This window comes from Aminobacter niigataensis, assembly GCF_946995915.1.
GTDB classification, from domain to species: domain Bacteria; phylum Pseudomonadota; class Alphaproteobacteria; order Rhizobiales; family Rhizobiaceae; genus Aminobacter; species Aminobacter niigataensis.
Map to the genome: position 1 here is coordinate 4,399,900 of NZ_OX341517.1, position 23,576 is coordinate 4,423,475.

Consider the following 23,576-nt stretch of genomic DNA (forward strand, 5'->3'; position numbering starts at 1 on the left):
AATTCATGCCGAAAGCAGCGCCTTGGCGGCTTCGCGCAGGCTTGCCGCGCCGCCGGTGACGCGGTCCTTGAGAGCCGCCGTCTCGCCGAGCAGGTTCTCGGCAAAGAACCGGCACAATGCCACGCGCCCGGCATCGCCATCGGCAAGGGCCGCGCGTGCCAGATAGGCGCCGCCGGCAGCCAGCGCGAACAGCCGGAGATAGGGCGTGGCACCGGCCAGGGCGTCGTCCGTCCTGCCGTCCTCGAGCAGCTTCTGCAGGAAGCGCGTGGTCTGCTGCAGGTCGTCCAGCGACTGCTCAAGGCAGATGGCGCTGCGGCCGTAGTCCTCGCTGTTCAGCGCCGCGACCGCATTGGCCACCGCGTCGAGTTCGCCGATGTAGTCGAAGACGTGGTCGCCGTTGCCCAGCGGCAGCTTGCGGGTGACCAGGTCGATCGCCTGGATGCCGTTGGTACCCTCATAGATCGGGGCGATGCGGGCATCGCGCAGCAGCCGGGCCGCACCCGTCTCCTCTATGAAGCCCATGCCGCCATGCACCTGCACGCCAAGCGACGCGACATCGACGCCGACATCAGTGGGGAAGGCTTTCGCGACCGGGGTCAACAGATTGGCACGGTCCTGCCAGTGCGCCTTGGCCGAACCTTCCGAAACCCGCGCCATGTCTATGGCATAGGCACAGGAATAGGCGATGGCCCGCGCGCTTTGCGTCAGCGCCTTCATGGTCAACAGGTTGCGCTGCACGTCGGGGTGATGGACGATCGGCGCCATGCCCTCGCCGGTGTAGCCGGATGCCTTGCCCTGCCGGCGGTCGTTGGCATAGGCGAGCGCCTTCTGGAAGGCCGTCTCGGCCACCGCCACGCCCTGCATGCCGACGGCGAGGCGGGCGTTGTTCATCATGGTGAACATGCAGGCAAGGCCCCGGTTTTCCTCGCCGATCAGCCAGCCGACCGCACCCGGCTCGCGGTCTTTGGCAAAACCGTCGCCATAGATCATCGTGCAGGTCGGCGAGGCGTGGATGCCGAGCTTCTCCTCGAGCCCAGAGCAGAACACGTCGTTGCGTGCACCCGGCGTGCCGTCGTCGTTGAGCAGGAACTTTGGCACGAGGAACAGTGAAATGCCGCGCGTGCCGGCCGGCGCATCGGGCAGGCGCGCCAGAACCAGGTGCACGATGTTGTCGGTCAGATCGTGCTCGCCATAGGTGATGAAGATTTTCTGGCCGAAGATGCGGTAGGTGCCATCGCCGGCGCGCTCGGCACGGGTGCGCAGCGCTGCCAGATCCGACCCGGCCTGCGGCTCGGTCAGGTTCATGGTGCCCATCCACTCGCCCGAGACGAGCTTTGCCAGATAGGCCGCCTGCAGTTCCTCCGATGCGTGTTTCTCCAGCGCCTCGACCGCGCCCATCGACAGCGTCGGGCCGATGCCGAAGGCCATCGAGGCCGAATTCCACATTTCAAGCGCCGCGACCCCGATCATCGTCGGCAGGCCCTGGCCGCCGAACGCCTCGGGACCGTTGAGGCTGTTCCAGCCGCCCTCGGCCCAGTGCTTGTAGACGGCCTTCCAGCCGGGTGGCGTGGTCACGGCCGCGTCCTTGAGCTTTGCCCCCACCTTGTCGCCGATCTCGTAGAGCGGGGCCACCTCTTCGCTGGCGAAGCGACCGGCCTCACCCAGGATGGCGTCGACCAGATCTTCGCCGAGGTCGCCAAAGGTTCCCGCATCGAGCGCCGCCTTCAGCCCCGCGACGTGCTTCAACGCAAAGGCAATCTCTTCCACCGGGGCGCGATACATGACACTTCCTCCTGGTCATCCCACGCGGCCCGTCGGCCGCCTTGCGCGACACACTATCCGCCTTCCGCCGCCGAGGGGAAGTGACTTTTGACGTAAACGTCAATTTTTTGACAGGCTTCGAACTAAAGTCTGGCGCTGCTAAAAAGGGGCGAAACAACGAGGTTCACAGATGCTCGCCCGCCTCGATCCCTACAGCTGCATCGAATGCGGCCTGCCGTTCCGATCGGAGGGTTTCTGCTATCACGAGGGCAGGGTCGAGAATGGCGCCGCCTACTGGACCGACCGCGGCATCCTGTGCTCGCCCAAATGCTCTCGCGCGCACTACCGCAAGCGCGCTGCCGACGGCACGCTGCCGACGGAAGCCGCGCCCGATCCTTTCGACCTGCAGGCGATCTCATTCAACGACGGCAAATAGGGCGCCTTTGCAACCGCTGGGCGGTGGAGCTTCATCAGCATTTCCTTAACCATGGCGGTTCACCATCGGTTCGTCACCGAGGATGGCCGCTTGAGGGGATTGACGTCCAAGCTTCACCGTTTCGCGCTCGCGGCGCTCACCGCCGCGTGGGCCATTCACCTGCCCGCGACGGCTGAAGCCTCCGATTTCTCCGAACCGTGGAAGAAGGTCGACCGGGCGCTCGTCATCGACGCCTACGAATACAATTCGATCGACTGGCAGAAGCTCGCCGGCGACAAGCGCATCGTCGGCTTCATCAACAAGGCCTCCGACGGGCTGCCGCCAGCCTATTCCTGCTCCGGCGACGAAACCGCCTACAGGCTGTGCAAGGCGCTTTGGAAACGCCATGCGGTGGCGCGCGAACTGTTCCACACCCGCAGGACCGTCGCCAAGGCGCTCGGCCTCAAATGGGGCGCCTACCACCTCGCCCGCCCCGGCAACCCGATCGAGCAGGCGGAGAATTTCCTCGACTTCGCCGAGCCGGGCCCCGACGACCTGATGGCGCTCGACATCGAGGAAAACGATCCAACGAAGTGGATGTCGCTGGAGGATGCGGAAATCTTCGTCCGCCGCATCTTCCTGCGCACCGGCCGCTATCCGATCCTCTATACCAACGGCTCGACGTCCCGCTATATCGCCGACAACCGCTACCGTTACCGGCTCCTGTCACGCCTGCCGCTCTGGTACGCCCGGTACAAGCCCGAGATCGGTATCCATTTTCCGAAGGGCAACTGGCAGAGCTACACGCTGTGGCAGTTCTCGGCGCAAGCCAATTGCGGCATCCGCCGCTGCCCCTACCGGGTCGCCGGCACGCCCAACGACATCGACGTCAACGTCGCGCCGATGGATGCCGAAAGCCTGCGAAAAGTCTGGCCGTTCGGCCAACTGATCGAATCGACCGACGAATTCGTCGCATCGGTGCCGGTGCCTATCGCCCGCGAAAACGGACTCAGGGGCGAAAGCCGCATTACCTATGCCTCGGTCGCCTACCCGGTTCGCCTCGATCTTCTGGCGGAAGCGCTGCGCTCGAGCTGGAACAAGGCAGTCATCGGCGCCGTGCCGGCGATCCAGGCGCCTGCAAGCCGGTATCCCCACGGCATGGCGGAATACATCGCCGCCAGGCTCGACGCACGCCTTAATACCGGCCGCAAGGCCGAGTTCGACCCGGTTTCAACCGCCTCGACGGAGATCGACAGCGCCGCGCGCTAGCCGGAGGCGCCTAAATCCGGCGCCTACTTCCGCTGTTCGCGTTCCACCGCAAGCCAGCCGATGTCGCGGCGACAGAAGCCCTCCGGCCAGTCGACCAGATCGACCGCAGCATAGGCTTTCTGTTGCGCTTCGCTGACGTTCTTGCCGGTCGCCGTGACATTCAGCACGCGGCCGCCATTGGCAACGATCTTCCCGCCCTGCACGGCGGTGCCGGCGTGGAACACCCGGGCGCCGGAGGCTTCGGCCTTGTCGATGCCAGAGATGACCGAGCCCTTTTCCGGCGTGCCGGGGTAGCCCTTCGCCGCCATCACGACGGTAAGGGCGGCCTCGTCGCGCCAGCGCGCCGAGACATGCGCGAGCTGGCCGTCCGTGGCAGCGTTGAGCAGCACGAGCAGGTCTTCCTTCAGCCGCAGCATCAGCACCTGGCATTCGGGATCGCCGAAGCGGGTGTTGTATTCGATCAGCCTCGGCCCCTTGTCGGTCAGCATCAGGCCGGCAAACAGCACGCCGGCAAAGGGCGAGCCCATCTCGGCCATGCCGCGCATCGTCGGCTCGACGATCTCGCGCATCGTCTGCTCGATCAGTTCGGGTGTCATGACGGGCGCCGGCGAATAGGCGCCCATGCCGCCGGTGTTGGGGCCAACGTCACCGTCGCCGACGCGCTTGTGGTCCTGCGCCGTGCCGAACGGCAGTGCTGTCTTGCCGTCGCACAAGCAGAAGAAGCTCGCTTCCTCGCCGGTCATGAATTCCTCGACGACCACCGATGCGCCGGCACCGCCAAAGGCACCGTCGAAGCAGCCGTCCACGGCGCCCAGTGCCTCGTCCAGCGTCATCGCCACGGTCACGCCCTTGCCGGCAGCCAGGCCGTCCGCCTTGATGACGATCGGCGCTCCCATCTTCTCGACATAGGCGCGGGCCTCGGTGGCATTGTCGAAACGACCATAGGCAGCGGTCGGGATACCGTAGCGGACGCAGAGATCCTTGGTGAAGCCCTTGGAGCCCTCGAGCTGGGCGGCCGCCTTCGACGGGCCAAACACCCGGATGCCTGCTGCGCGCAGGTCATCGCCGATACCCGCCACCAGCGGGCCCTCAGGCCCCACGACGACAAGATCGATGGCCTTGTCCTTGCAGAAAGCAGCGACCGCGGCATGGTCGGCGATATCGAGCGCCACGAGCTCGGCTTCCTGGGCAATGCCGGGATTGCCGGGCGCGGCATAAAGCCTGGTCAGCATCGGCGATGCCGCAAGCTTCCAGGCCAGCGCGTGTTCGCGGCCGCCGGAGCCGATGAGCAGGATGTTCATGCGCTTGACCTCTTGCCGATGCGGAATTTGATGCACCCGCTAGTGGTCGAGAGGGACGAGGTCAAGCGCCCCGCGCCTATCGGTGATAGTGAAAACGGCAAGCGACTATTTCAAGCGCCTGGTTTTCTCCGGTTCCGATCACCCGATAAACTAACCGGTGCTCGTGATTGACGCGCCTGGACCACCATCCGGACATTTCGTTGCGCAAAGGTTCTGGCTTGCCGATGCCAGCGAACGGGCTACGTCGCGTATCCCGGATCAATTCGTTGATCCGCACCAAAATCTTGGCGTCCGTCTCCTGCCAGTAAAGATAGTCCTCCCTGCCTTTGGCAGTCCAGAGAACCTTCACGGCTCGATCAGTTCATGCTCTTCGAGCTTGCCGGCATTGGAGTCCTCGATGGACTTCAGCAATCTTTCAGCGTTTACGGGATTGCTGAGGAGATACAGCGTCTCCTTCATGCCCTCCCACTCGGAAAGAGGAAGAACCACCACAGGTTCATGATTCTGTCGCGTGACAATCAGTTCGGTCCGGTCTTCCTCGACCTTGTCGAAATGCTTGGCCATGTTGGCGCGAAGTTCTGTAAGCGTGACATAGGCCACGGCAGCCTCCTAAGTTCTCACTGTACATATATACGTACATCTCACCCGCTTCAAGCCGGAGCCGCTTGACGCCCGCCCGCCTCGCTGGCACTCCCGTCACATGGAACAGATCCAATCGAAAGCCGGCCAGGGCCGGGTCGCCGACGCCCCCAGCGGACATTGGGTTTACCGCGCCTTGCCGCGCGGCCTGTGGCCCTACGCGCAGCTCGCGCGCTGGGACCGGCCGATCGGCTGGGTGCTGTTGCTCTGGCCGTGCTGGTGGTCGGCGGCGATGGCGGCAAGCGCCTTTGCCCGCCCCGGCGACAGCCTGATGTCGCTGCTGCCATCGCCCTGGTTCCTCTTTCTGTTTCTCGTCGGCTCCGTCGCCATGCGCGGCGCCGGCTGCACCTACAACGACATCGTCGACGAAGGCATCGACGCGCAGGTCGAGCGCACCCGGTCGCGCCCCCTGCCCTCCGGCCAGGTCACGCGCAGGCAGGCCTGGACATTCCTGGTGCTCCAGGCGCTGGTCGGGCTTGTCGTGCTGTTGCAGTTCAACAGCTTCGCCATCCTGCTCGGCATCTCGTCGCTGGCGATCGTGGCGATCTACCCGTTCATGAAGCGCATCACCAACTGGCCGCAGTTCGTTCTGGGCCTCGCCTTCTCGTGGGGCGCGCTGATGGGCTGGGCGGCCGAGTTCGGCGACCTCGACGCCCCGGCCGTGCTGCTCTATTTCGGATCGGTCATGTGGGTGATCGGCTACGACACGATCTACGCCCACCAGGACAAGGAAGACGACGCGCTCGTCGGCGTGAAGTCGACGGCACGTTTCTTCGGCGAAAACACCAAATCGTGGCTGGTCGGCTTGTACGCCGGAGCGCTGATGCTGTTTGCGACGGCTTTTGCCATCGCGCAGGTGCCGATGCCGGCGCTGGCAGGACTGGTTGCCGCCGGCATCCACATGGCGCGGCAGATCACGTCGCTCGATATCGACGATCCCGACCAGTGCCTCCGACTGTTCAGGTCGAACGGCCAGGTCGGATGGATCATCTTCATCGGCTTGCTTTGCGGCGGCGCCTGGGTGGCGCTGAAGCCGCTGATCTGATCACGCCCGGGCGATAATCTCCTCGCCGTCGATGACGAGGCGCACGCCGAGATTGCCAGACTTGCGGCGGGCGAGGAAGCGCGGCCGGCGCATGCGCGACACGCGGCCCTTGCGACGATCCTGTGCCGGCATGGTCTTGATCGCCGCACCGAGCGACTCCTCGAGCGTGCGGGCAATGCCGTCCGCCTCGATCAGCAGCATCGGCAGGCTGTAGAAGTCGGCCCAGGCGCGCCAGTCGGCGGCAACGTCGTCGAGATCGTGGGCAACCAGCAGCGGCACCGACAGCATCGGATCGTTGTGCAGCAGTTCGAGCGTCACCGTGACGTTGAGGTTCTCGTCCTCCATGGCACGCGCAGCGACACCGCGAAAGGCGCGGGCCGGCAGTGCGATGATGGCGGGGAGCCCGCTCTGCGCCAATACCCGGCGGATGACGGCGCCGCGGTGGTCGATGGTGAAGGTGACGTCGCCAAGGTCGTCACGCGTGGCGTAGCTGACCATCTGCGGCAAGCGGAACGGGTCGAGGCGCATGTTGCGTCCCGCCCAGACTGGCTTCAGTCCGGTGTTCATATTGTGCCTTCCTGTTATCTCCTGAGAGCCGGTTTCCGGTCTCTCCGGACCAGTTTTCCCGGTCTCGTTGGGAAGGACACTAGCGGGGTCGCCTTACCGCCCCGCTTAAGAAATTCGGTTAAATATTGCTGATCGCGGCGATGGTTATCGGAATGCCACCAGAGACGTTCAAATCGTCTTGCCGGGGTTCATGATCCCGGCAGGATCGAACGCCGACTTGACCCTGCGCATCAGCTCGATGGCGTGCGGAGGTGCTGTGGCAATCAGCTCGTCGCGCTTGAGCTGGCCGATGCCGTGCTCGGCGGAGATCGAGCCATTCATGCTGCGCACCACGTCGTGAACGGCCTTGTTCATGTCGCGGTACAGGGCGAGGAACGCCGCAGCTTCCATGCCCACCGGCTGCGAGATGTTGTAGTGCAGATTGCCGTCGCCCATATGGCCGAAGCAGACCACCCGCGCCTCGGCACACACTCCGGCAACAGCCACTGCCGCCTGCTCGATGAAAGCCGGGATGCTGGCGATGGGCACCGATATGTCGTGCTTGATCGAGGCGCCTTCCGGCTTCTGCGATTCAGGCAGCATCTCGCGCAGGCGCCAGAACTCGTTCGCCTGGCCCACGCTCGCGGCAATCACCGCATCGCCGACCTTGTCGGCCTCGAAACCGGCAGACAGGATATCTTCGATCAGCGTGCGCGCATCCTCGGCCGAACGGCCCGACGAGATTTCCATCAGCACTTCCCACTGCCAGTCGCCAGTGAGAGGAGGCCGGGCATCGGGGATGTGGCGCATGGCGAAGCTCATGGGCGTCCGGCCGATGAGCTCGAAAGCGGTAAGCGCCCCTCCGCCAAGGTCCTGCGCGATGTTGAACAGCGCCAAAGCCGCCCCGGCCGACGGCAGGCCGACCCAGGCGACTTCGCGCCCCTTCGGCTTCGGGAAGAGCTTCAGCACGGCGGCGGTGATGATGCCGAGCGTGCCTTCCGCGCCGACGAACAGGTTCTTCAGGTCGTAGCCGGTATTGTCCTTCTTGAGCTTGCGCAGATCGTCCAGCACCTCGCCGGTGGGCAGCACCACCTCGACGCCGAGGCAGAGTTCGCGGGCATTGCCATAGGCCACGACGCCTGTACCGCCGGCGTTGGACGACAGGTTGCCGCCGATCTGGCAGGACCCTTGCGAAGCGAGCGACAGCGGATAGAGCCGGCCGACCTCGTCGGCCGCCTTGTGCAGCGTGTCGAGCACGACGCCGGCTTCGGCGATCACCGTATTGGATACAGGGTCGATCTCCCTGATCCGGTTGAGCCGCGACAGCGACAGCACGACCTGGCCACCTGAACGGTCGGGAACCTGACCGCCGACAAGCCCGGTGTTGCCGCCCTGCGGCACGATCGGCGTGCGCGTCTCCGAAGCGAGCTTCATGATGGCACTCACCTCCTCGACGCTGCCCGGGCGCAGCACCAGCGTGGTTGCGCCGGTGAACAGCCCACGTGGCTCATGCACATAGGGCTCGATGTCGGCCTCGGCGCGAACGGCGTAGCGCTCACCTACGATGGCAGCAAAGCGCTCGGCGAGCGCGGGATCGAGGCCGGGAAGGTTTTGCGTCATCTTGTGAAGCTAAATTCAGACGTGGGGATTGTCACGGGGTGCTGCCGCACGCGCCAGCCGGTCGTTGATCGCTTCGCCGAGCTCTTCCGATGGCACCGGCTCGACGGCAATCATTCCGGCACCGCTGCGGTCGAGCGCCTGAAGGTGCGCGAAGAGGTTCGTCGCCGCTTCGCGCAGGTCGCCGCTCTCGGAGAGGTTCAAGAAGGCACGCGCCTGCTGCCAGCCTTCGGCACGCTTCGGCCCGAAGCCAAGCAGCGCCTCGCCTGCCCCGACGCTACCTGCATTGAGCCGCATCGCGGCGCCCGGCGCATAGTGCGAGGCGAGCATCCCCGGCGCTTCGATACCGGCGGTTGCGCCGCGCAGCAGCGGCGCGCCGACAAGAGCCTCTATCTCGCCGGCCGCAACACCGCCCGGACGCAGCAGGCGCACCTTGCCGTCCTCGACCTTGACGATCGTCGACTCGAGCCCGACCGGCGTGGCGCCGCCGTCGACGACAAGCGGAATGCGGCCGCCGAGGTCGATCGCCACCGCCTCGCCGCTGGTCGAACTGATCTTGCCCGACGTGTTGGCACTGGGTGCCGCAAGCGGACGACCGAGCCTAGCGATCAGCGTGCCGCCAAATCCCTTGGGCATGCGCAATGCAATCGTGTCGAGACCGGCCGTGACCAATGGATGGATGCCTGATCCAGCACGCAGCGGCACGACCAGCGTCAGCGGGCCGGGCCAGAATTTTTCCGCCAGCCTCCGTGACAGCGGATCGAAGACGCCGATGCGCTCGGCCATGGCCATGTCGGCGACATGAGCGATCAGGGGATTGAAACGCGGGCGGCCCTTGGCCTCGAAGATGCGGGCGACCGCCTCGCCATTGGTGGCGTCGCCGGCAAGGCCATAGACGGTCTCGGTCGGGATGGCGACGACTTCGCCTGCGCTGAGCAGGGCCAGTGCCGCGTCCATCGCCTTGTCCGCTGCGATCAGTTCCGCCACGTCATAGCTTCCAGTTGAATGCCCCGGTCCCTAGCCCGCATCCGGCTGGGCGACAAGACCGAGGCCCACAAATTCAGCCATTGCCTAAAATGCAGGGCATCTTCGCAAGCCGGCTGCAACCGCCGGCCAGCTACATTGCCCTCAAAGGTTGATTCAAAACTGAGGGCTAAATGCGCCTGTTTGCTGCGTTTCTTGTTGCCGGCATCGTCGCTTCCGGGTCGGCCCATGCGTCTTCGATCGTCGTCATCAAAGACGACGCGGCCAGCCCGTCGTCGATCACCGTCGGCGTGCCGAAGTCGGCATCCGGCTCCATCGTCGCGATCGGCATGCCAGGCATCGATACCGGCAAGGTTGCCGCAGTCGACGCCAAGAGCTCCAGCCCCGAACTGGCCCCCGAAATGATGGTCATACGCGGCGGCGAGGTCGGCAGCGCATCGCCGGAACCGGCATCAGCTGCGCCGGCCTCGGCAGATGCCGCCGCGCCTGCCCAGCAGGCCGCCGGCGGCCAGCCTGCCCTGCCTGCGTCGTCTGACGACGCAGCAGTCGATCCAGCAGTGCCGGTCGAAACACAGTAGACTGGCTTGACCACCTTCCAGTCGATGTGCAGGTTCGCGCAGCGTTCGATGCCGCGCGAACGGCACATACGCAGATTTGGACAAGGGGTTGATCCATGAAGGCAATTCGTTTGACGTCGGTAGGGCTCGCCGCCGCACTCTTCCTCGGTGCAAGCGCCGCGCAGGCCGACCAGTTGCTCGGCACCTATGTCGCACGCATCTCGGAACGGGATCACCAGGCCAGTGACGGCTATGCGCTCGACAGCGCAGCCCAGGTCGTCCGCCAGGATCGCGCCAACGTCCACCGGCACATCCAGACCGACGAGGAAGACGACATCGACGGCTGGTTCACGACCAATGCCAAGCGCGCTCGCTTCGAGCAGTTGTTGAACCGGCCGGGCGCGATGAGCAATTCGACCCGCAGCGCCATCTTGCACGGCGATCCGCTGATCGAGGTCGAAGTCTACCGCGAGAGCGTCAGGGTCCGCCTGCTCGACTAGCAATATGCGAGGGCGGCTCTGCGCCGCCCCGCCTCAGCCCGCGATCTTGGAGAAATCGGCAACCTGGTCGGTCGCCGCACGGATGCGGGCGAGCAGCGCCAGGCGATTGGCGCGCACGGACAGATCCTCGTCATTGACCAGAACCTTCTCGAAGAATGAATCAACCGGTTCACGCAGCACGCTCAGCGCGCGCATGGCGCCGGAAAAGTCTTCATTCCGTATGGCTTGGCCGGCTTCGCTGATGGCCTGATTCATCGGCGCGAACAGCGCCTTCTCGGCTTCCTCGCGGAACAGGCCGGGGTCGACGGCGGCGGCTACGGCCGTGCCCTTCTTCTCCTCGGCAGCCAGGATGTTCGCCGCGCGCTTGGTGCCGGCAAGCAGGTTCTTGCCGTCCTCGGTGTCGAGGAACTGACCCAGCGCCTCGACCCGGCGGGTGATGGTCAACAGGTCGTCGGCCTCGGGCGTGATCACCGCGTCGATCAGGTCGTGGCGGGCACCGAGCTCGCGCAGATAGACCTTGAGGCGGTCGTGGAAGAACGCCAGCAGGTCAGCCTTGAGCGCGCCGGCACCTGCGATGACTTCCTGGCGCAGCTCGGCCTCGTAGGCGGCAAGCGCGTTGTCGACATCCTGCTCGCCATCGACGTCGCCGCTGTCGATCGCTGCCTGCGAGGCTTCGAACGCCGCCAGCCGGCGCTGGACGGAGGCCTCCTCGAGCTGCCCAAGTGCTGCATCGAACAGCCCCTGCAGCGGCAGGCTGCCACGCGCCGACAGGATGATCCTGACGATACCGAGGGCGGCGCGACGCAGCGCGTAGGGGTCCTTCGAACCCGTCGGCTTCTCATCGATGGTCCAGAAGCCGACCAGCGTGTCGAGCTTGTCGGCGAGCGCCACCGACACCGAAACCGGATCTGCCGGCACGCGGTCGGAAGGGCCCTGCGGCTTGTAGTGTTCTTCGAGAGCGGCAGCGACCGACGGGCTTTCGCCCTGCAGCAACGCATATTTGCGGCCCATGGCCCCCTGCAGTTCGGGGAACTCGCCGACAACCTCGGTCTGCAGGTCAGCCTTGGCGAGCACGGCCGCGCGGTCGGCCAGCTTCGGTTCGGCACCGACCAGCGGCGCGATGGCGCGGGCCAGCCCGCGGATACGCTGGACGCGCGCGCCTTGCGTGCCGAGCTTGGCGTGGAAGGTCACGCCGAGATGGTCGAGGCGGGCCATGCGCTGGTCGAGCGGCTTCCTGAGGTCGAGCCCGAAGGCTTCCGCCGACGACTTCAGCGTGCCGAGGTCGGGCAGGTCGCCCTGGTCGGTGTTCCAAAAATAGAGCGCGTCCGACAAGCGCGCGCGCACCACCTTGCCGTTGCCGTGGGCGATCTCCTTGCCGCCGTCCTTGGCCTCGATGTTCGAGGTCAGGATGAAATGGTTGGAGAGCGCATCCTCCTGGCCCTGCGGCCGCGTGACGAAGCACTTCTGGTTGGCACGGATGGTCAGCCGGATCACCTCGGCCGGAATCTCCAGGAAGGCATCCTCGAAGGTGCCCATCAGCACGACCGGCCATTCGACCAGCCCCGAAACCTCTTCCAGCAGCCCCTCGTCCTCGACCAGTTCGAGCCCGCTGGCAAAGGCCAGGTTGCGCGCGTCGGCGACGATCATCTCCTTGCGGCGGTCGGCGTCGATAACGACCTTGGCGGCCTCCAGCTTGGCGGCATAATCGTCGAAGCGGCGTACGGTGATCGCCTCGGGCGCGTGGAAACGGTGGCCGTAGGTGACGTTGCCGGAACGGATGCCGTCGACCTCGAAGTCGATGACGACTGGCTCCTCGGTCTCGGGACCGAAGGTGCAGACGATCGACTGCAGCGGACGCACCCAGCGCAGGCTGCCCGGCTTGGCCGAGGCCGGGCCCCAGCGCATCGACTTCGGCCACGGGAAGCTCTTGACGATTGCCGGCATCAGTTCGGCGATGATCTCCTCGGCCGAACGGCCCGGCTTGGAGATGTGGGCGACGTAGAAATCACCCTTCTTGGGATCGCTGTGGACATGGGCCTCGGAGATCGAGGCGAGGCCGGCGCTGCGCAGGAAGCCCTGGATCGCCGCTTCCGGCGCCTTGGTGCTCGGGCCCTTGCGTTCCTCGCGAATGTCCTTGGAGCGAGCCGTCAGCCCCCTGATGTCGAGCGTCAGCCGGCGCGGCGTCCAGTATTCGCGCGCCGCCTCATAGGTCAGCCCGGCCTCGACCAGACCGTCGGTCAGCATTTTCCTGAGATCGCCCGCCGCCTTGCGCTGCATGCGCGCGGGGATTTCTTCGGAACGCAACTCTAAAAGCAGATCGGGCATCGGACGGGCTCACGCGGGAAATGGTCCGCGCGGCATAGCAACTCAGGTGCCCGCTGTCACCTCCAGTGCGCGTCGAGCAAAATTCCATACGGCTGTCGGGCCGCGGCCGATCGAATCGTCCTTGGGATGAAGATTTCCATGAACCGAACGCTGCGCTCGAGCGACCCACGCTCAGACAGACACCTATTGGCCGAACGACAATGAAAACCGCCTCCGCCCTGCTCCAGATCCTCAGCCTCAGCGCCCTGCTCGCCATGCATGTGGCGGCACCGACCGAATTCAGGATGCCGGGCGTGCGCAAGGCACTGCAGACGATGGAGAGCTTTACCCTCCCCTCGATGGGGAGGGTCGGCGCGTAGCGCCGGGGTGGGGTGTCTTTCCAGTCAGTGAGCGTCGATAGCCAAGTCTCTGCGACGCTCGTCGACGACCGCAAAGATGGTGTCCAGAACTGCTTCCAGTTCCTGTTTCACTTCGTGATTCCAAAAGCGAATGACCCGATATCCTTGGCTCTGGAGCCAGAGGGTCCGCGTTTGATCATGCCGCCTTTGATCATCAAAACCATGATGAGCGCCGTCGACCTCAATGATCAACTTCAGCCGATGCGAGATGAAGTCAGGGAAATAGATGCCTAAGGAAGCTTGCCTGCGGAAATGTGTTCCTTCAACGGGAATCCGCCAAATATGCTTCCATAAAATTCGCTCCTCGTCGGTCATTGCCGAGCGAAGGCGGCGCGCTGACTCCAGTCGGAAACGATCGAGTTTGGGCATCGAGCCCTCCTCCTCATGACCCCCACCTGCCGCTTCGCGGCGACCTCCCCCATCAAGGGGGAGGTAAAACCTATCACACCGCCAGGCCACCCGCTTCCGTCAGCAGGAAGGCCTCGCCGCACGCCTTTGACAGGTTGCGGACGCGCAGGATGTAGCTCTGGCGCTCGGTGACCGAGATCACGCCGCGCGCGTCTAGCAGGTTGAAGACGTGGCTCGCCTTGATGCACTGGTCGTAGGCCGGGAACACCATCTTATGCTGGGCAAGATTGCCTCCCTCGGCGGGCGCGCCGGCAGCCAGCAGCGCCTTGCACTCGGCTTCGGCGTCCTCGAAATGCCTGAGCAGCATCGCCGTGTTGGCGTGCTCGAAATTGTGCCGGGAATATTCCTGCTCGGCCTGCAGGAAGACCTCGCCATAGGTGACCTTCTCGTCGCCCTCGAGGCCGTTGAAATTGAGGTCGTAGACGTTGTCGACGCCCTGCACATACATCGCCAGGCGCTCGAGGCCGTAGGTCAGCTCGCCGGCCACGGGCGCGCATTCGATGCCGCAGACCTGCTGGAAGTAGGTGAACTGCGACACTTCCATGCCGTCGCACCAGCACTCCCAGCCAAGGCCCCAAGCACCCAGCGTCGGGCTTTCCCAGTCGTCCTCGACGAAGCGGATGTCATGCACCAGCGGGTCGATGCCGATCGCCTTGAGCGAGCCGAGATAGAGCTCCTGCAGGTTGGACGGGTTCGGCTTCAGGATCACCTGATACTGGTAGTAATGCTGCAGGCGGTTGGGGTTCTCGCCATAGCGGCCGTCCTTGGGACGGCGCGACGGCTGCACGTAAGCCGCGTTCCAGCGCCGGGGACCGAGCGCACGCAAGGTCGTCGCCGGATGGAAGGTACCGGCGCCCACTTCCATGTCGTATGGCTGCAGGATGATGCAGCCCTGCGCGGCCCAGAAATTGTGCAGCGTCAGGATCAGCCCCTGAAACGAGCGGCTGGGGTGCATGTGGGCAGGCATGGTGTTGGTCACGGGCAACGCTCGATCATTGGCGCCCCGCAGCAAAACGGGGCCAGAGAGGCCCCGTCCTATTCCGCCCGAAGATATGGGTCAAGCAGCGGCGCCCAGCCGCCGCCTTCGCTGCCGGTCAATTGCCCGGCAGACGCAGTTCCTGACCGGGCGCCAGCCGGGCCGGATCGCCGCGCAGTTCGGGATTGAGATCGAGCAGTTCGCGATAGCGGTCGCCGTTGCCCAGCACCTCGTTGGCGATCGACCACAGCGACTGGCCGCGCTGCACCTTGTAGGCGGCGGGAATGGCCTCGATCACAGGCTCTGGCGCCGGCGTTTCAAGCTCGCTCTTCTTCTGGCTGTCCGTCGCCGGGGCTGCCGGCTTGACCAATGGTGGCTTTGCCGGGGCTTCGAGTGCCGTGGGCTTCTCCGGCAGCGGCGGCATGCCTTTCGCCAGTTTCTGTTCGACGTCGGCCAGAACATTCGGCTCCGGCTTCATGTCGCGCGCATGGCTCCACTGGAATGTTGCTTCGAGCCTGCGCCCGGCGCGCCAGTAGGCATCGCCAAGGTGGTCGTTCAAAACCGCATCGTCGGGCTTGAGCGAAACGGCGCGCTCCAGCTCGCGCACGGCATCGTCGAAGCGGCCAAGACGATAATAGGCCCAGCCGAGCGAATCGATGATGTAGCCGTCGCTTGGGCGCAGATCGGCGGCCTGCTTGATCATCCCGAGGCCTTCCTCGAGATTGATGTTCATGTCGACCCACGAATAGCCGAGATAGTTGAGCACCTGCGGCTGGTTGGGGAACAGCTTCAGCGCCTCGCGGAAATTCGGCTCGGCCTTCGGCCATTCCTTGAGCCGCTCATAGGCGATGCCACGCTGGTAGAAGACGTTCCAGTTGGCGTTGGTCGGCGCCTTTAGCACGCCTACCGCCTTGTCGTAGGTATCGGCTGCAGCCCGATAGTTGTCAGTCGCGGCATAGACGCCGCCGAGCGCGAGATAACCGCGCATGTCATCGGGATTGGCGTCGACCAATGCCTTGAGATGCTTGATCGCTTCGTCGTGGCGCTTCAGGTCGGCAAGGTTGAGGCCAAGCTGCAGTTCCGACAGCCGCTTGAGCGGCGAACTTGCCGGCACGCGGCGATAGAGTGCGATCGCCTGCTCGCCATCCTGCTGCTGTTCGGCAATCGCCGCGAGTTGCACCAGCAGCTCGTCGCTCTCCGGCTTCAGCGCCAGCGCGTATTGCAGATAGAGCCTGACGAACGGCTCGCCGCCGCCGCGATTGAGCGCGGTCGACAGGTTGAGCAGGATTTCGGCGGCTCCGTCGTTCGGGCCGGAGACCAGCGGCGCAATCTTCTCGCCCTTGGTGATCTTTTCGCGCAAGGACGAGATCGGCAGTTTGCCCGGCGCAAATTCATCGGCACGGTCGAGGATCGCCAGCGCCTCGGCCTTCTTGCCGCCGCGCGCCAGGAAGCCGGCATAGGCCTCGGCGGCACGCATCCAGGTTTCGGGAGCTGCGCTGCCGGCACCAAGATTGTCGATCGCCGCCTTGTAGATCTCGCCGGCCTTGTCCTTCTGGCCGGCAGCCTCGGCGATCAGCGCACGATGGTAGGTCTTGAACAGGTCGTACCATTCGGGTCCCTCGAGCTTGTCGAGGAACTGCAGCCCGTCACCGGCCTTGCCTTCACCCTGCTTGGCCCAGCCGGTCATCACACCGGTGATCAGGCGGTCGAGGTCGGATTCGAGTGCCAGCTTGAGCCAGTTCTGGGCGGCTTCGTAATCCTTCTTGCGGAAGGTATCGACAGCCAGAGCCAGGCGCGAGAAGCGCTCGACGTCCGGCACCGTCTTCAGCATCTGGGCATAGGGCAGCGATTCATCGAAGCGGCCTTGCGCGATCAGCGCGAGCATCACGCTCTGCTGCAGGGCGGTGTCCTCGGGATCGAAGGCCAAGGCGCGCTTGTAATAGGCAATGGCGCTGTCCAGATCGTCGTCGGCTTCGGCGGTACGTGCCGCCAGATAAGCCCCGGAAAACGAGCTGATTTCAACCGGCTCGGTGAGCTGTTTGGCATATCCGGGCTGGGTCAGGGCGGTAAAACCCGCCAGAGCCGCAAGGCCCAACAGCCAGATTGCACGTCGCTGCCGCATGAAAGTCCTTCCTAGTGAGGTCCCACGATCGTCATGACACCCGTAAGCCGGGTCGCAACCGCTTGTCTGCGCCAAGCATGGCCTTTTTGGGGTCGCGCATCAATCCGCACCTGCTTCACAATCCGACAACCGGCTCAAGGTTTTCACGAGTCCGGCGCCGGGCGCAAGGCCGTCTGCGGCCTCAGACGACGCGGCTTATGCAGAAATCGATGACGTCGAGCAGTGCCGCCTTCTGCGGCGTCTGCTCAAGCGGAGCCAGCGCGTCGCGGGCAATCTCGCCGAAATGGCTGGCGCGTCCGATCGTGTCGGCGATTGCCCCGTGCCGCACCATCAGGCCGACGGCCTTCTCCAGCGCCGCGTCGTCGGTGGCGCCGTCCTCGATCGCGCTCTTCCAGAAAGCACGTTCGGCAGCGGTGCCCCGGCGATAGCTCAGGATGACCGGCAACGTGACCTTGCCCTCGCGGAAGTCGTCGCCGACATTCTTGCCGAGGTCCTTGCTTGAACCGCCATAATCCAGCGCATCGTCGATGAGCTGGAAGGCAAGGCCAAGATTCATGCCGTAGGAGCGCAGTGCCGCCTTGTCGTTTTTCGAGGCGCCGGCGATGACCGGGCCGACTTCGGCGGCCGCAGAAAACAGCGCCGCGGTCTTTGCCTTGATGACGGCGAAATGCTCGTCCTCGGTGGTTTCGAGGTTCTTGGCCGCGGCAAGCTGCATGACCTCGCCCTCGGCGATGATCGATGCGGCCGAGGACAGGATGTCGAGTGCCTCGAGCGAACCGACCTCGACCATCATGCGGAACGCCTGGCCGAGCAGGAAGTCGCCGACGAGCACGCTCGCCTGGTTGCCCCAGATGGTACGCGCAGTCTTCTTGCCTCGACGCAGGTCGCTCTCGTCGACGACGTCGTCATGCAGCAGCGTTGCGGTGTGCATGAACTCGACCGACGTGGCGAGCCTGACGTGATTTTCGCCGGAATAGCCGAACATCTGGGCGGCGGCCAAGGTCAGCATCGGCCTCAGGCGCTTGCCGCCGGAAGAGATGAGATGGTTGGCGACTTCCGGGATCATCTCGACATCGGAGCCGGCCTTGGAAAGGATCAGCTCGTTGACCCTGGCCATGTCGGCCGAAGTCAGGTCGATCAAATCCTTGATCGACGCAGCGTCCCGCTTTCCCTTCTCGATGTTGAGAACGACACCCAAGGCCAACACTCCCAAATTACACAGGCGCGTGGTCGCGCGCGTAGCTCTTAGGCGATTCTAAGGCGGCATGCACACTGCCCGCAAGTGGCGAATTGGCGCGGTGCAACACGCGGCGTTTACTTCGCTGCCTCAAACTGCGAATTTCTCCGACATGATCGAACTCATCCGCACCAACGACGCCGTCATCATCTCCTTCGTGGAATCGCTGCTGCGCGATGCCGGCATCGGCTGCTTCGTCGCCGACCAGAACATGAGCGTGCTCGACGGTTCTATCGGCATCCTGCCACGCCGCATCATGATCGACGAGGACGACGCCGACGAGGCGCGCCAGTTGCTGATCGACGCCGGCATCGAGAACGAAATCCGCCAGAAGTGACAGCCGAACCGTCGCGAGCCCGGGAGGTGGACCTGCCGCCGCATACGGTGGACGCCTTCCATCGCGGCGACTTCTGGCTGGTCCAGCCCAAGGACAACGGCCACCGCGCCGGCATGGACGCCCTCATGCTCGCCGCCGCCGTACCGGGCTCATTTGCCGGCCGGCTCGCCGATTTCGGCGCGGGCGCCGGTGCAGCCGGACTTGCGGTCGCTTCACGCTGCAAACAGGCAGAGGTGCTGCTGGTCGAGCTCACGCCTGAAATGGCAGCCTTTGCCTGTGCTACGCTTGCTCATCCCGGCAACACGCAACTGAGCGGACGCGCCTCGGTGCTCGTCGCCGACGTGGGGCTGTCGGGCAACGCACGGGCCAGGGCCGGGCTTGCAGACGGCTCGCTCGACTTCGTCATCATGAACCCGCCCTTCAATCCGCCCCACCACAGGCCGACACCGGATGCGCTGAAGCGGCAGGCGCATGTCATGGAAGACGGATTGTTCGAGAACTGGATCCGGAGTGCTGCCGCCGTGGTCAAGCCGCGCGGCGGGCTGGCCATCATCGCGCGACCGGAACAGATGGCCCCCATCCTCACCGCCCTGGACGGCCGCTTCGGCAAGGTCGAGATCGTGCCGGTCCATCCACGCGCCGACGCCGCCGCGATACGCGTCATCGTGCGCGCCGTGCGGGCGTCGCGGGCCCCCTTGGCCCTCTGCCCGCCATTGGTGCTGCGCGACGCGGACGACAGGTTCTCGCAACGCGCCGACGATATAAGCAACGGCCGATCTTCGCTTTTCGGCGACTGAGCAACGGGAAAACATTGCGGATGTCGCAAGAATACATACATCCCGCATGACACAGACCGGAGAGACCAAGCCGTGAAGAACCTGTTCCGCCGACTGCTGCCGAGATCGATGCGTGGCGGCGAAGTCGTCATTCCCGTCATCAGGCTGCAAGGTGCGATCATGTCGGGCGGCGGCCAGTTCCGACAGACACTTTCGCTGGCAACGACAGCCGGACTGATCGAAAAGGCATTTTCGATTTCCAGCGCGCCGGTCGTCGCCATCTCGATCAACTCGCCCGGCGGTTCGCCGGTGCAGTCGCGGCTGATCTACAAGCGCATCCGCGACCTTGCCGCCGAGAAGCACAAGAAGGTGCTGGTTTTCGTCGAGGACGTCGCCGCATCCGGCGGCTACATGATTGCGATTGCCGGCGACGAGATCATCGCCGATCCCTCCTCCATCGTCGGATCGATCGGCGTGGTCTCCGCTTCCTTCGGCTTCACCGACCTAATCAAGAAGATCGGCGTCGAGCGGCGCGTCTATACGGCGGGCGAGAACAAGGCGACGCTCGATCCGTTCCAGCCGGAAAAGGCAGAGGACATCGAGCGGCTGAAGAAGCTGCAGCTCGAAGTGCACGAGACGTTCATCGACATGGTCAAGGACCGTCGCCGCGGCAAGCTCAAGGACGATCCTGACATGTTCACCGGCCTGTTCTGGTCGGGCAAGAAGGGCCTCGAACTCGGCCTCGTCGATTCCCTTGGCGACTTGCGCACAGTGCTCAAGGACCGCTACGGCGCCAAGGCCGAACTCAAGCTCATCACCGCGCCGCGCGGCCTGTTCGGCCGCCGGCTCGGCCTCGGCTCATCGGCCCTGGGCTTGACGCCCGAGGTTGTGGGCGCCGCCGCCTCCGGGTTGGTGGATGCGGCGGAAGAACGCGCATTGTGGAGCCGGTTCGGCCTTTGAAAAAGCCGCAACCGCGGACTATCATCGGGGAATGATCCCGGCAGGCCGGAAACGCCGGCATCCGAAGGGAGGAGAATGACGATGCCTCAGCTCATCTTTTTCGCGCTTGTCGGCGTGGTCGCCTATATCGGCTATCGCTCCTTCATCAGGGAGGCCGAGCGGGTGACGGCCAAGGTGCGGCGCAACGAGCGCCAGCGCCAGACCGGCGCTTCGGGCACGCTGGTCAAGGATCCCGAGACCGGCGAGTACCGGCTCGAGAAGGAATGACAGCCGGCTCGTGACCTTCAACAGCGTTCCGCTCGCCGAACTCGCCCCGGCCAAGATCAATCTCGCGCTGCATGTCACTGGCCGGCGCGCCGACGGCTACCACCTGCTTGAAACGCTCGTCGTGTTCGCCGAATTTGGCGACCGTATCACCGTGAGGGCTTCGGGCGAAGACAGCTTCTTCGTCGCCGGTCCCTTCGCCGGTAGCGTTCCGCGCGATGCCGGCAACCTCGTGCTGCGCGCCCGCGACGCCCTGCGTGGGGCTTATCCCGCCCATGCGACCCAGCCGGTTTCGATCGCGCTCGAAAAGCACCTGCCAGTCGCCTCCGGCATCGGCGGCGGTTCGAGCGATGCGGCAGCGACGTTGCGGGCGCTTACCCGCCTCTGGCGCATCCCGGCCGACGCCGCCGCACTGGCCCGCCTCGCCCTGCCGCTCGGCGCCGACCTGCCGATGTGCATCGCCGGGCACCCGCTGATCGCCCGGGGCATCGGCGAGGAGCTCGATCCCGTCAGGCACTTCCCGGCCCTGCCGATGGTGCTGGTCAATCCCGGCGTCGCGGTGGAGACGCCCAAGGTGTTCCGCGCGCTGGCCTCGCGTGACAACCCCGCCCTTGCGCCGCTCGACAGCGCCGACACGGTGCTCGACTGGCTCGGCGCCACCCGCAACGACCTGGAAGGTGCTGCGATGTCGATCGAACCATCAATCTCAAAGGTTCTGGCGGCGCTTCGCCGCTCGGGGGCTGCCTTCACCCGCATGTCGGGCTCCGGCGCGACCTGCTTCGGCATCTTCGACAGTGCCGCCGCCGCTTCGCGTGCCGCCACCGCGATCTCAAGCGAACACCCCGGCTGGTTCAGCACCGCCACCATGACACGGACCTAGGAGCCCAAGAATGGCAAGCGAACCCCGCCCCTTCGTCCCTGTCCGCATCGCGGTGCTCACCGTTTCCGACAGCCGCACGCTTGCCGAGGACAAGTCGGGCCAGACGCTGGCCGACCGCATCACCGAGGCCGGCCACGTGCTCAAGGCGCGCGACATCGTCACCGACGACAAGGACAAGATCCGCGACCGCGTCACCGCCTGGTCGCTCGATCCCGAGATCGACGTGGTCATCACCACCGGCGGCACCGGCTTCACCGGCCGCGACGTCACGCCCGACGCGCTGGAGCCGATCTTCGAGAAGCGCATGGACGGCTTCTCGGCGGTGTTCCACCGCATCTCCTACGACAAGATCGGCACGTCGACGATCCAGTCACGCGCGACGGGAGGCGTGCTCAACGCCACCTTCGTCTTCGTGCTGCCGGGCTCGCCCGGCGCCTGCCGCGACGCCTGGGACGGCATTCTCAAGGCGCAGCTCGACTACCGCCACATGCCGTGCAATTTCGTGGAGATCATGCCGCGTCTCGACGAGCATCTCAGGCGCGGCGGCATCAAGACCGCCTGAACCTTTTCGGTATCATTGCTGCATCCATACCGGCGAAGACAGCACCTTCCTGATCAGGTCGCTTTGCCGGTGCGAGCCAGTCTTGACGAACATGCTCTTGAGATACTGGCGCGCGCTTTCATGCGTCAGGTCGAGCCGGCCCGCCGCCACCTTCAGCGTAGCTCCAGCGACCAGTAGTTCGAGCAACCTTGCCTCAGACCGTGTCAGGCCAAACATATGCTGCAGCTGCTCCGACTGCGCATCCACGAGTTGTTCGGGGTCGCTGATGAAGACCATGACCAGATCGCTCGGGGGCAAGGCAATCGACTGGCCGACCCGATTGGCCGACAAGGGACAGACGAGGAGCCGCAGCGGCTCTCCCTTGTCCCGTCGCAGGGTAAGCGCCTGGGACCGCCTGGTATCGCCGCGTGCCGCTGTCGCAATCGCCGCCTGCAGGCGTTGCGTATCGGGGTGGCGTTCGGCCACCAGCATGCCGGCGAAGATGGAGAATCCATCTCCGGCCATCGCAAGATCGCGTGCGATGCGATTGAGCGAGACAATTCTGGAATTCGCCCTGACGACAGCGACACCGAGCGGCAGCCTGTCGAGCGCCTCTTGCGCCACCAACCGGTCGAGATCGATTTCGGCGAAGCGCGTATGCAGCTTGATGACCCGCCGAAGATGCGGAACCAACTCGCGCAGGATCTCGCATTCCACCTCGCCGAACGGCGGCCTGTCGGGGCCTCGCAGCATCATGAAAAACGACGTCGACTGTTCTTCCTCGATCAGGTTGACGCCAAGGGTGTATTCGATGCCATCCGGTGCCAGCACCTCCCGGTAAAGGCGGCTCGCATGGAAAGCTTCGTCGCTGACGATCATGCGGCAGTGCATGGGTACGAAGGGCCGGGCGACAAACGGAGCAAGACGAGGGTCCTCGCCCATCAGTTCCTCGTAGCTCCTGATCCGCTCCGGGGTGATGTCGTAGCCGTGGCTGATGACGAACGACAGCCGCTGGTCGACGAGGCTCAAGTGACCGATCTGCGCACTGCGGGATTCAAACAGGTCAACCGCTTCGGCGAGCGCAGCGGGCCAGCACGATGCATCGAGCGCCGCCTCATAGAGGCGATCCAGGAAGCCATCCAGATTCCGCTTTGCCATCATGCCTTTCGCCGCCCCCTCCGGCGAAGGCCTGCATGGTCGACCCGGCACAGGAAACCCCTGCGCCAAGGAGCGACACGCAGCATTTGTTCAATCGCCGGATGCGCCAGCCGATCCTTGCGCAAGTCCTGAAAGACCTTTTCGCTCACCGGACACGCAACCCACCGCGTCTGCAACCCGCGGCTTGCGTACCAACGCCTTGGCGCTTGCGTAACAAGCCTGCAGTAACAGACGGAAATTGCCCGATTTCTTCTCCGGCAGATTTCGAGGCGGCCTTTCTCGCATAGTATCCCGCCTGGCCGCCAAGGTCAAAATTGCCAACCTTCCAAACTGCGAAGACATGGTCGCACACCTTGAAATCAAGATTGGCTTATTTTTCGCGTTCTCGTTTGAAACCGATAGGTCACTGCCAATCTTCAATACGCACAATGAAAGCAACTGACGCAGCCTCCACAGCGCCTGCTGTGCCTCATCGCCAACGTCACTGAAAAACATGAGACAGCCCACCAGTCCCAAGAACTTTGGAACGTTACCTTTTCGGGGGATCGCCTACAGTTCCC

26 protein-coding genes are annotated in these 23,576 nt (G+C 64.7%); 12 read left to right on the forward strand and 14 right to left on the reverse strand.

Annotated features, from left to right (window positions below; translation table 11 throughout):
• Positions 1-3: 3 nt before the first annotated feature.
• The gene (locus O1Y97_RS21465; RefSeq protein ID WP_318762291.1) at positions 4-1,782 is read right to left on the reverse strand and encodes an acyl-CoA dehydrogenase; all 1,779 of its coding nucleotides are present in this window, start codon (positions 1,780-1,782) and stop codon (positions 4-6) included.
• Positions 1,783-1,951: 169 nt separating this feature from the next.
• Here O1Y97_RS21465 and O1Y97_RS21470 point away from each other — a divergent pair, with 169 nt between their 5' ends.
• Both O1Y97_RS21470 and O1Y97_RS21475 read left to right on the forward strand, forming a co-directional pair.
• A complete protein-coding gene (locus tag O1Y97_RS21470) occupies positions 1,952-2,197 on the forward strand; it encodes a hypothetical protein (RefSeq protein WP_318762292.1) in 246 nt (81 codons plus the stop codon).
• A 90-nt stretch (positions 2,198-2,287) separates the two neighbouring features.
• Positions 2,288-3,445: a glycoside hydrolase family 25 protein gene (locus O1Y97_RS21475; protein WP_318762294.1), complete on the forward strand. Its 1,158-nt coding sequence runs from the start codon at positions 2,288-2,290 to the stop codon at positions 3,443-3,445.
• Between the two features lie 23 nt (positions 3,446-3,468).
• On the opposite strand, the gene purD is transcribed toward O1Y97_RS21475, so the two are convergent.
• The 3 genes from purD to O1Y97_RS21490 form a co-directional block, all read right to left on the reverse strand.
• Positions 3,469-4,746, reverse strand: coding sequence for a phosphoribosylamine--glycine ligase (purD, locus tag O1Y97_RS21480; RefSeq protein WP_318762295.1), 1,278 nt, complete (start codon positions 4,744-4,746; stop codon positions 3,469-3,471).
• Between the two features lie 76 nt (positions 4,747-4,822).
• Positions 4,823-5,095, reverse strand: a complete 273-nt coding sequence (locus O1Y97_RS21485; protein ID WP_318762296.1) for a Txe/YoeB family addiction module toxin — start codon at positions 5,093-5,095, stop codon at positions 4,823-4,825.
• Positions 5,092-5,346, reverse strand: a complete 255-nt coding sequence (locus O1Y97_RS21490; RefSeq protein WP_318762297.1) for a type II toxin-antitoxin system Phd/YefM family antitoxin — start codon at positions 5,344-5,346, stop codon at positions 5,092-5,094. Before O1Y97_RS21490 ends, O1Y97_RS21485 begins: the two co-directional genes overlap by 4 nt.
• A 100-nt stretch (positions 5,347-5,446) precedes the next feature.
• Between O1Y97_RS21490 and ubiA the strand changes: the two genes are divergently transcribed.
• A complete protein-coding gene (gene ubiA / locus O1Y97_RS21495) occupies positions 5,447-6,430 on the forward strand; it encodes a 4-hydroxybenzoate octaprenyltransferase (protein WP_318762299.1) in 984 nt (327 codons plus the stop codon).
• Here ubiA and O1Y97_RS21500 read toward each other — a convergent pair whose 3' ends face one another.
• The 3 genes from O1Y97_RS21500 to O1Y97_RS21510 form a co-directional block, all read right to left on the reverse strand.
• A complete protein-coding gene (locus O1Y97_RS21500) occupies positions 6,431-6,997 on the reverse strand; it encodes a DUF6101 family protein (protein ID WP_183263659.1) in 567 nt (188 codons plus the stop codon). It abuts the gene before it with no gap.
• A 168-nt stretch (positions 6,998-7,165) separates the two neighbouring features.
• Entirely contained in the window at positions 7,166-8,596 is a 1,431-nt protein-coding gene (locus O1Y97_RS21505) for an FAD-binding oxidoreductase (protein ID WP_318762301.1), read from the reverse strand.
• A gap of 15 nt (positions 8,597-8,611) precedes the next feature.
• Positions 8,612-9,550 carry an L-threonylcarbamoyladenylate synthase gene (locus O1Y97_RS21510; RefSeq protein ID WP_404801292.1) on the reverse strand — a complete coding sequence of 313 codons (939 nt, stop codon included), beginning with the start codon at positions 9,548-9,550 and terminating at the stop codon, positions 8,612-8,614.
• Positions 9,551-9,750: 200 nt separating this feature from the next.
• Between O1Y97_RS21510 and O1Y97_RS21515 the strand changes: the two genes are divergently transcribed.
• Together O1Y97_RS21515 and O1Y97_RS21520 are read left to right on the forward strand one after the other, a co-directional pair.
• Positions 9,751-10,155, forward strand: coding sequence for a hypothetical protein (locus tag O1Y97_RS21515; RefSeq protein WP_318762303.1), 405 nt, complete (start codon positions 9,751-9,753; stop codon positions 10,153-10,155).
• A gap of 95 nt (positions 10,156-10,250) precedes the next feature.
• Complete coding sequence (locus tag O1Y97_RS21520) at positions 10,251-10,634, forward strand: hypothetical protein (protein ID WP_108608982.1); 384 nt, start codon at positions 10,251-10,253, stop codon at positions 10,632-10,634.
• A 33-nt stretch (positions 10,635-10,667) separates the two neighbouring features.
• On the opposite strand, the gene glyS is transcribed toward O1Y97_RS21520, so the two are convergent.
• The gene (gene glyS / locus O1Y97_RS21525) at positions 10,668-12,959 is read right to left on the reverse strand and encodes a glycine--tRNA ligase subunit beta (protein WP_318762304.1); all 2,292 of its coding nucleotides are present in this window, start codon (positions 12,957-12,959) and stop codon (positions 10,668-10,670) included.
• Positions 12,960-13,159: 200 nt separating this feature from the next.
• Between glyS and O1Y97_RS21530 the strand changes: the two genes are divergently transcribed.
• Positions 13,160-13,318 (forward strand): hypothetical protein, encoded by a 159-nt coding sequence (locus tag O1Y97_RS21530; protein WP_318762305.1) that lies wholly within the window; start codon positions 13,160-13,162, stop codon positions 13,316-13,318.
• Between the two features lie 24 nt (positions 13,319-13,342).
• Here the strand turns inward: O1Y97_RS21530 and O1Y97_RS21535 are convergent, their stop codons facing one another.
• The 4 genes from O1Y97_RS21535 to O1Y97_RS21550 form a co-directional block, all read right to left on the reverse strand.
• Positions 13,343-13,726 carry an endonuclease domain-containing protein gene (locus O1Y97_RS21535; RefSeq protein WP_318762306.1) on the reverse strand — a complete coding sequence of 128 codons (384 nt, stop codon included), beginning with the start codon at positions 13,724-13,726 and terminating at the stop codon, positions 13,343-13,345.
• Positions 13,727-13,799: 73 nt separating this feature from the next.
• The gene (locus O1Y97_RS21540; RefSeq protein WP_318762307.1) at positions 13,800-14,744 is read right to left on the reverse strand and encodes a glycine--tRNA ligase subunit alpha; all 945 of its coding nucleotides are present in this window, start codon (positions 14,742-14,744) and stop codon (positions 13,800-13,802) included.
• Between the two features lie 115 nt (positions 14,745-14,859).
• Complete coding sequence (locus tag O1Y97_RS21545; RefSeq protein ID WP_183263664.1) at positions 14,860-16,863, reverse strand: tetratricopeptide repeat protein; 2,004 nt, start codon at positions 16,861-16,863, stop codon at positions 14,860-14,862.
• A gap of 181 nt (positions 16,864-17,044) precedes the next feature.
• Positions 17,045-18,061: a polyprenyl synthetase family protein gene (locus O1Y97_RS21550; RefSeq protein WP_183263665.1), complete on the reverse strand. Its 1,017-nt coding sequence runs from the start codon at positions 18,059-18,061 to the stop codon at positions 17,045-17,047.
• A gap of 151 nt (positions 18,062-18,212) precedes the next feature.
• On the opposite strand from O1Y97_RS21550, the gene O1Y97_RS21555 reads away from it, so the two are divergent.
• The 6 genes from O1Y97_RS21555 to moaB all read left to right on the forward strand — a co-directional run bounded on the left by O1Y97_RS21555 (position 18,213) and on the right by moaB (position 21,879).
• Complete coding sequence (locus tag O1Y97_RS21555; protein ID WP_108608987.1) at positions 18,213-18,437, forward strand: putative signal transducing protein; 225 nt, start codon at positions 18,213-18,215, stop codon at positions 18,435-18,437.
• Positions 18,434-19,234 (forward strand): tRNA1(Val) (adenine(37)-N6)-methyltransferase, encoded by an 801-nt coding sequence (locus O1Y97_RS21560; protein ID WP_318762309.1) that lies wholly within the window; start codon positions 18,434-18,436, stop codon positions 19,232-19,234. The genes O1Y97_RS21555 and O1Y97_RS21560 overlap by 4 nt, the downstream gene beginning before the upstream one ends.
• A gap of 72 nt (positions 19,235-19,306) precedes the next feature.
• Positions 19,307-20,173 carry a S49 family peptidase gene (locus O1Y97_RS21565; protein ID WP_318762310.1) on the forward strand — a complete coding sequence of 289 codons (867 nt, stop codon included), beginning with the start codon at positions 19,307-19,309 and terminating at the stop codon, positions 20,171-20,173.
• 81 nt (positions 20,174-20,254) lie between these two features.
• On the forward strand, positions 20,255-20,440 hold the full coding sequence (locus O1Y97_RS21570; protein ID WP_108608990.1) for an NfeD family protein: 186 nt from the start codon (positions 20,255-20,257) through the stop codon (positions 20,438-20,440).
• A gap of 10 nt (positions 20,441-20,450) precedes the next feature.
• Positions 20,451-21,317 carry a 4-(cytidine 5'-diphospho)-2-C-methyl-D-erythritol kinase gene (locus O1Y97_RS21575; RefSeq protein WP_318762311.1) on the forward strand — a complete coding sequence of 289 codons (867 nt, stop codon included), beginning with the start codon at positions 20,451-20,453 and terminating at the stop codon, positions 21,315-21,317.
• 10 nt (positions 21,318-21,327) lie between these two features.
• A complete protein-coding gene (moaB, locus tag O1Y97_RS21580; RefSeq protein WP_318762312.1) occupies positions 21,328-21,879 on the forward strand; it encodes a molybdenum cofactor biosynthesis protein B in 552 nt (183 codons plus the stop codon).
• Between the two features lie 12 nt (positions 21,880-21,891).
• Here moaB and O1Y97_RS21585 read toward each other — a convergent pair whose 3' ends face one another.
• Both O1Y97_RS21585 and O1Y97_RS21590 read right to left on the reverse strand, forming a co-directional pair.
• Positions 21,892-23,019 carry a helix-turn-helix transcriptional regulator gene (locus O1Y97_RS21585; RefSeq protein ID WP_318762313.1) on the reverse strand — a complete coding sequence of 376 codons (1,128 nt, stop codon included), beginning with the start codon at positions 23,017-23,019 and terminating at the stop codon, positions 21,892-21,894.
• An 87-nt stretch (positions 23,020-23,106) separates the two neighbouring features.
• Positions 23,107-23,511 carry a hypothetical protein gene (locus O1Y97_RS21590; protein WP_318762314.1) on the reverse strand — a complete coding sequence of 135 codons (405 nt, stop codon included), beginning with the start codon at positions 23,509-23,511 and terminating at the stop codon, positions 23,107-23,109.
• Between the last annotated feature and the right edge of the window lie 65 nt (positions 23,512-23,576).

Excerpts from the sequence above, each read along its gene's own strand:
- ubiA (WP_318762299.1), top strand. The coding sequence starts at position 5,447 with ATGGAACAGATCCAATCGAAAGCCGGCCAGGGCCGGGTCGCCGACGCC.
- O1Y97_RS21505 (WP_318762301.1), bottom strand. The coding sequence starts at position 8,596 with ATGACGCAAAACCTTCCCGGCCTCGATCCCGCGCTCGCCGAGCGCTTT.
- O1Y97_RS21530 (WP_318762305.1), top strand. The coding sequence starts at position 13,160 with ATGAAAACCGCCTCCGCCCTGCTCCAGATCCTCAGCCTCAGCGCCCTG.
- O1Y97_RS21520 (WP_108608982.1), top strand. The coding sequence starts at position 10,251 with ATGAAGGCAATTCGTTTGACGTCGGTAGGGCTCGCCGCCGCACTCTTC.
- O1Y97_RS21515 (WP_318762303.1), top strand. The coding sequence starts at position 9,751 with ATGCGCCTGTTTGCTGCGTTTCTTGTTGCCGGCATCGTCGCTTCCGGG.
- glyS (WP_318762304.1), bottom strand. The coding sequence starts at position 12,959 with ATGCCCGATCTGCTTTTAGAGTTGCGTTCCGAAGAAATCCCCGCGCGC.
- O1Y97_RS21465 (WP_318762291.1), bottom strand. The coding sequence starts at position 1,782 with ATGTATCGCGCCCCGGTGGAAGAGATTGCCTTTGCGTTGAAGCACGTC.
- O1Y97_RS21590 (WP_318762314.1), bottom strand. The coding sequence starts at position 23,511 with ATGTTTTTCAGTGACGTTGGCGATGAGGCACAGCAGGCGCTGTGGAGG.
- O1Y97_RS21555 (WP_108608987.1), top strand. The coding sequence starts at position 18,213 with ATGATCGAACTCATCCGCACCAACGACGCCGTCATCATCTCCTTCGTG.
- O1Y97_RS21510 (WP_404801292.1), bottom strand. The coding sequence starts at position 9,550 with ATGGACGCGGCACTGGCCCTGCTCAGCGCAGGCGAAGTCGTCGCCATC.
- O1Y97_RS21470 (WP_318762292.1), top strand. The coding sequence starts at position 1,952 with ATGCTCGCCCGCCTCGATCCCTACAGCTGCATCGAATGCGGCCTGCCG.
- moaB (WP_318762312.1), top strand. The coding sequence starts at position 21,328 with ATGGCAAGCGAACCCCGCCCCTTCGTCCCTGTCCGCATCGCGGTGCTC.
- O1Y97_RS21585 (WP_318762313.1), bottom strand. The coding sequence starts at position 23,019 with ATGATGGCAAAGCGGAATCTGGATGGCTTCCTGGATCGCCTCTATGAG.
- O1Y97_RS21570 (WP_108608990.1), top strand. The coding sequence starts at position 20,255 with ATGCCTCAGCTCATCTTTTTCGCGCTTGTCGGCGTGGTCGCCTATATC.
- O1Y97_RS21535 (WP_318762306.1), bottom strand. The coding sequence starts at position 13,726 with ATGCCCAAACTCGATCGTTTCCGACTGGAGTCAGCGCGCCGCCTTCGC.
- O1Y97_RS21545 (WP_183263664.1), bottom strand. The coding sequence starts at position 16,863 with ATGCGGCAGCGACGTGCAATCTGGCTGTTGGGCCTTGCGGCTCTGGCG.
- purD (WP_318762295.1), bottom strand. The coding sequence starts at position 4,746 with ATGAACATCCTGCTCATCGGCTCCGGCGGCCGCGAACACGCGCTGGCC.
- O1Y97_RS21500 (WP_183263659.1), bottom strand. The coding sequence starts at position 6,997 with ATGAACACCGGACTGAAGCCAGTCTGGGCGGGACGCAACATGCGCCTC.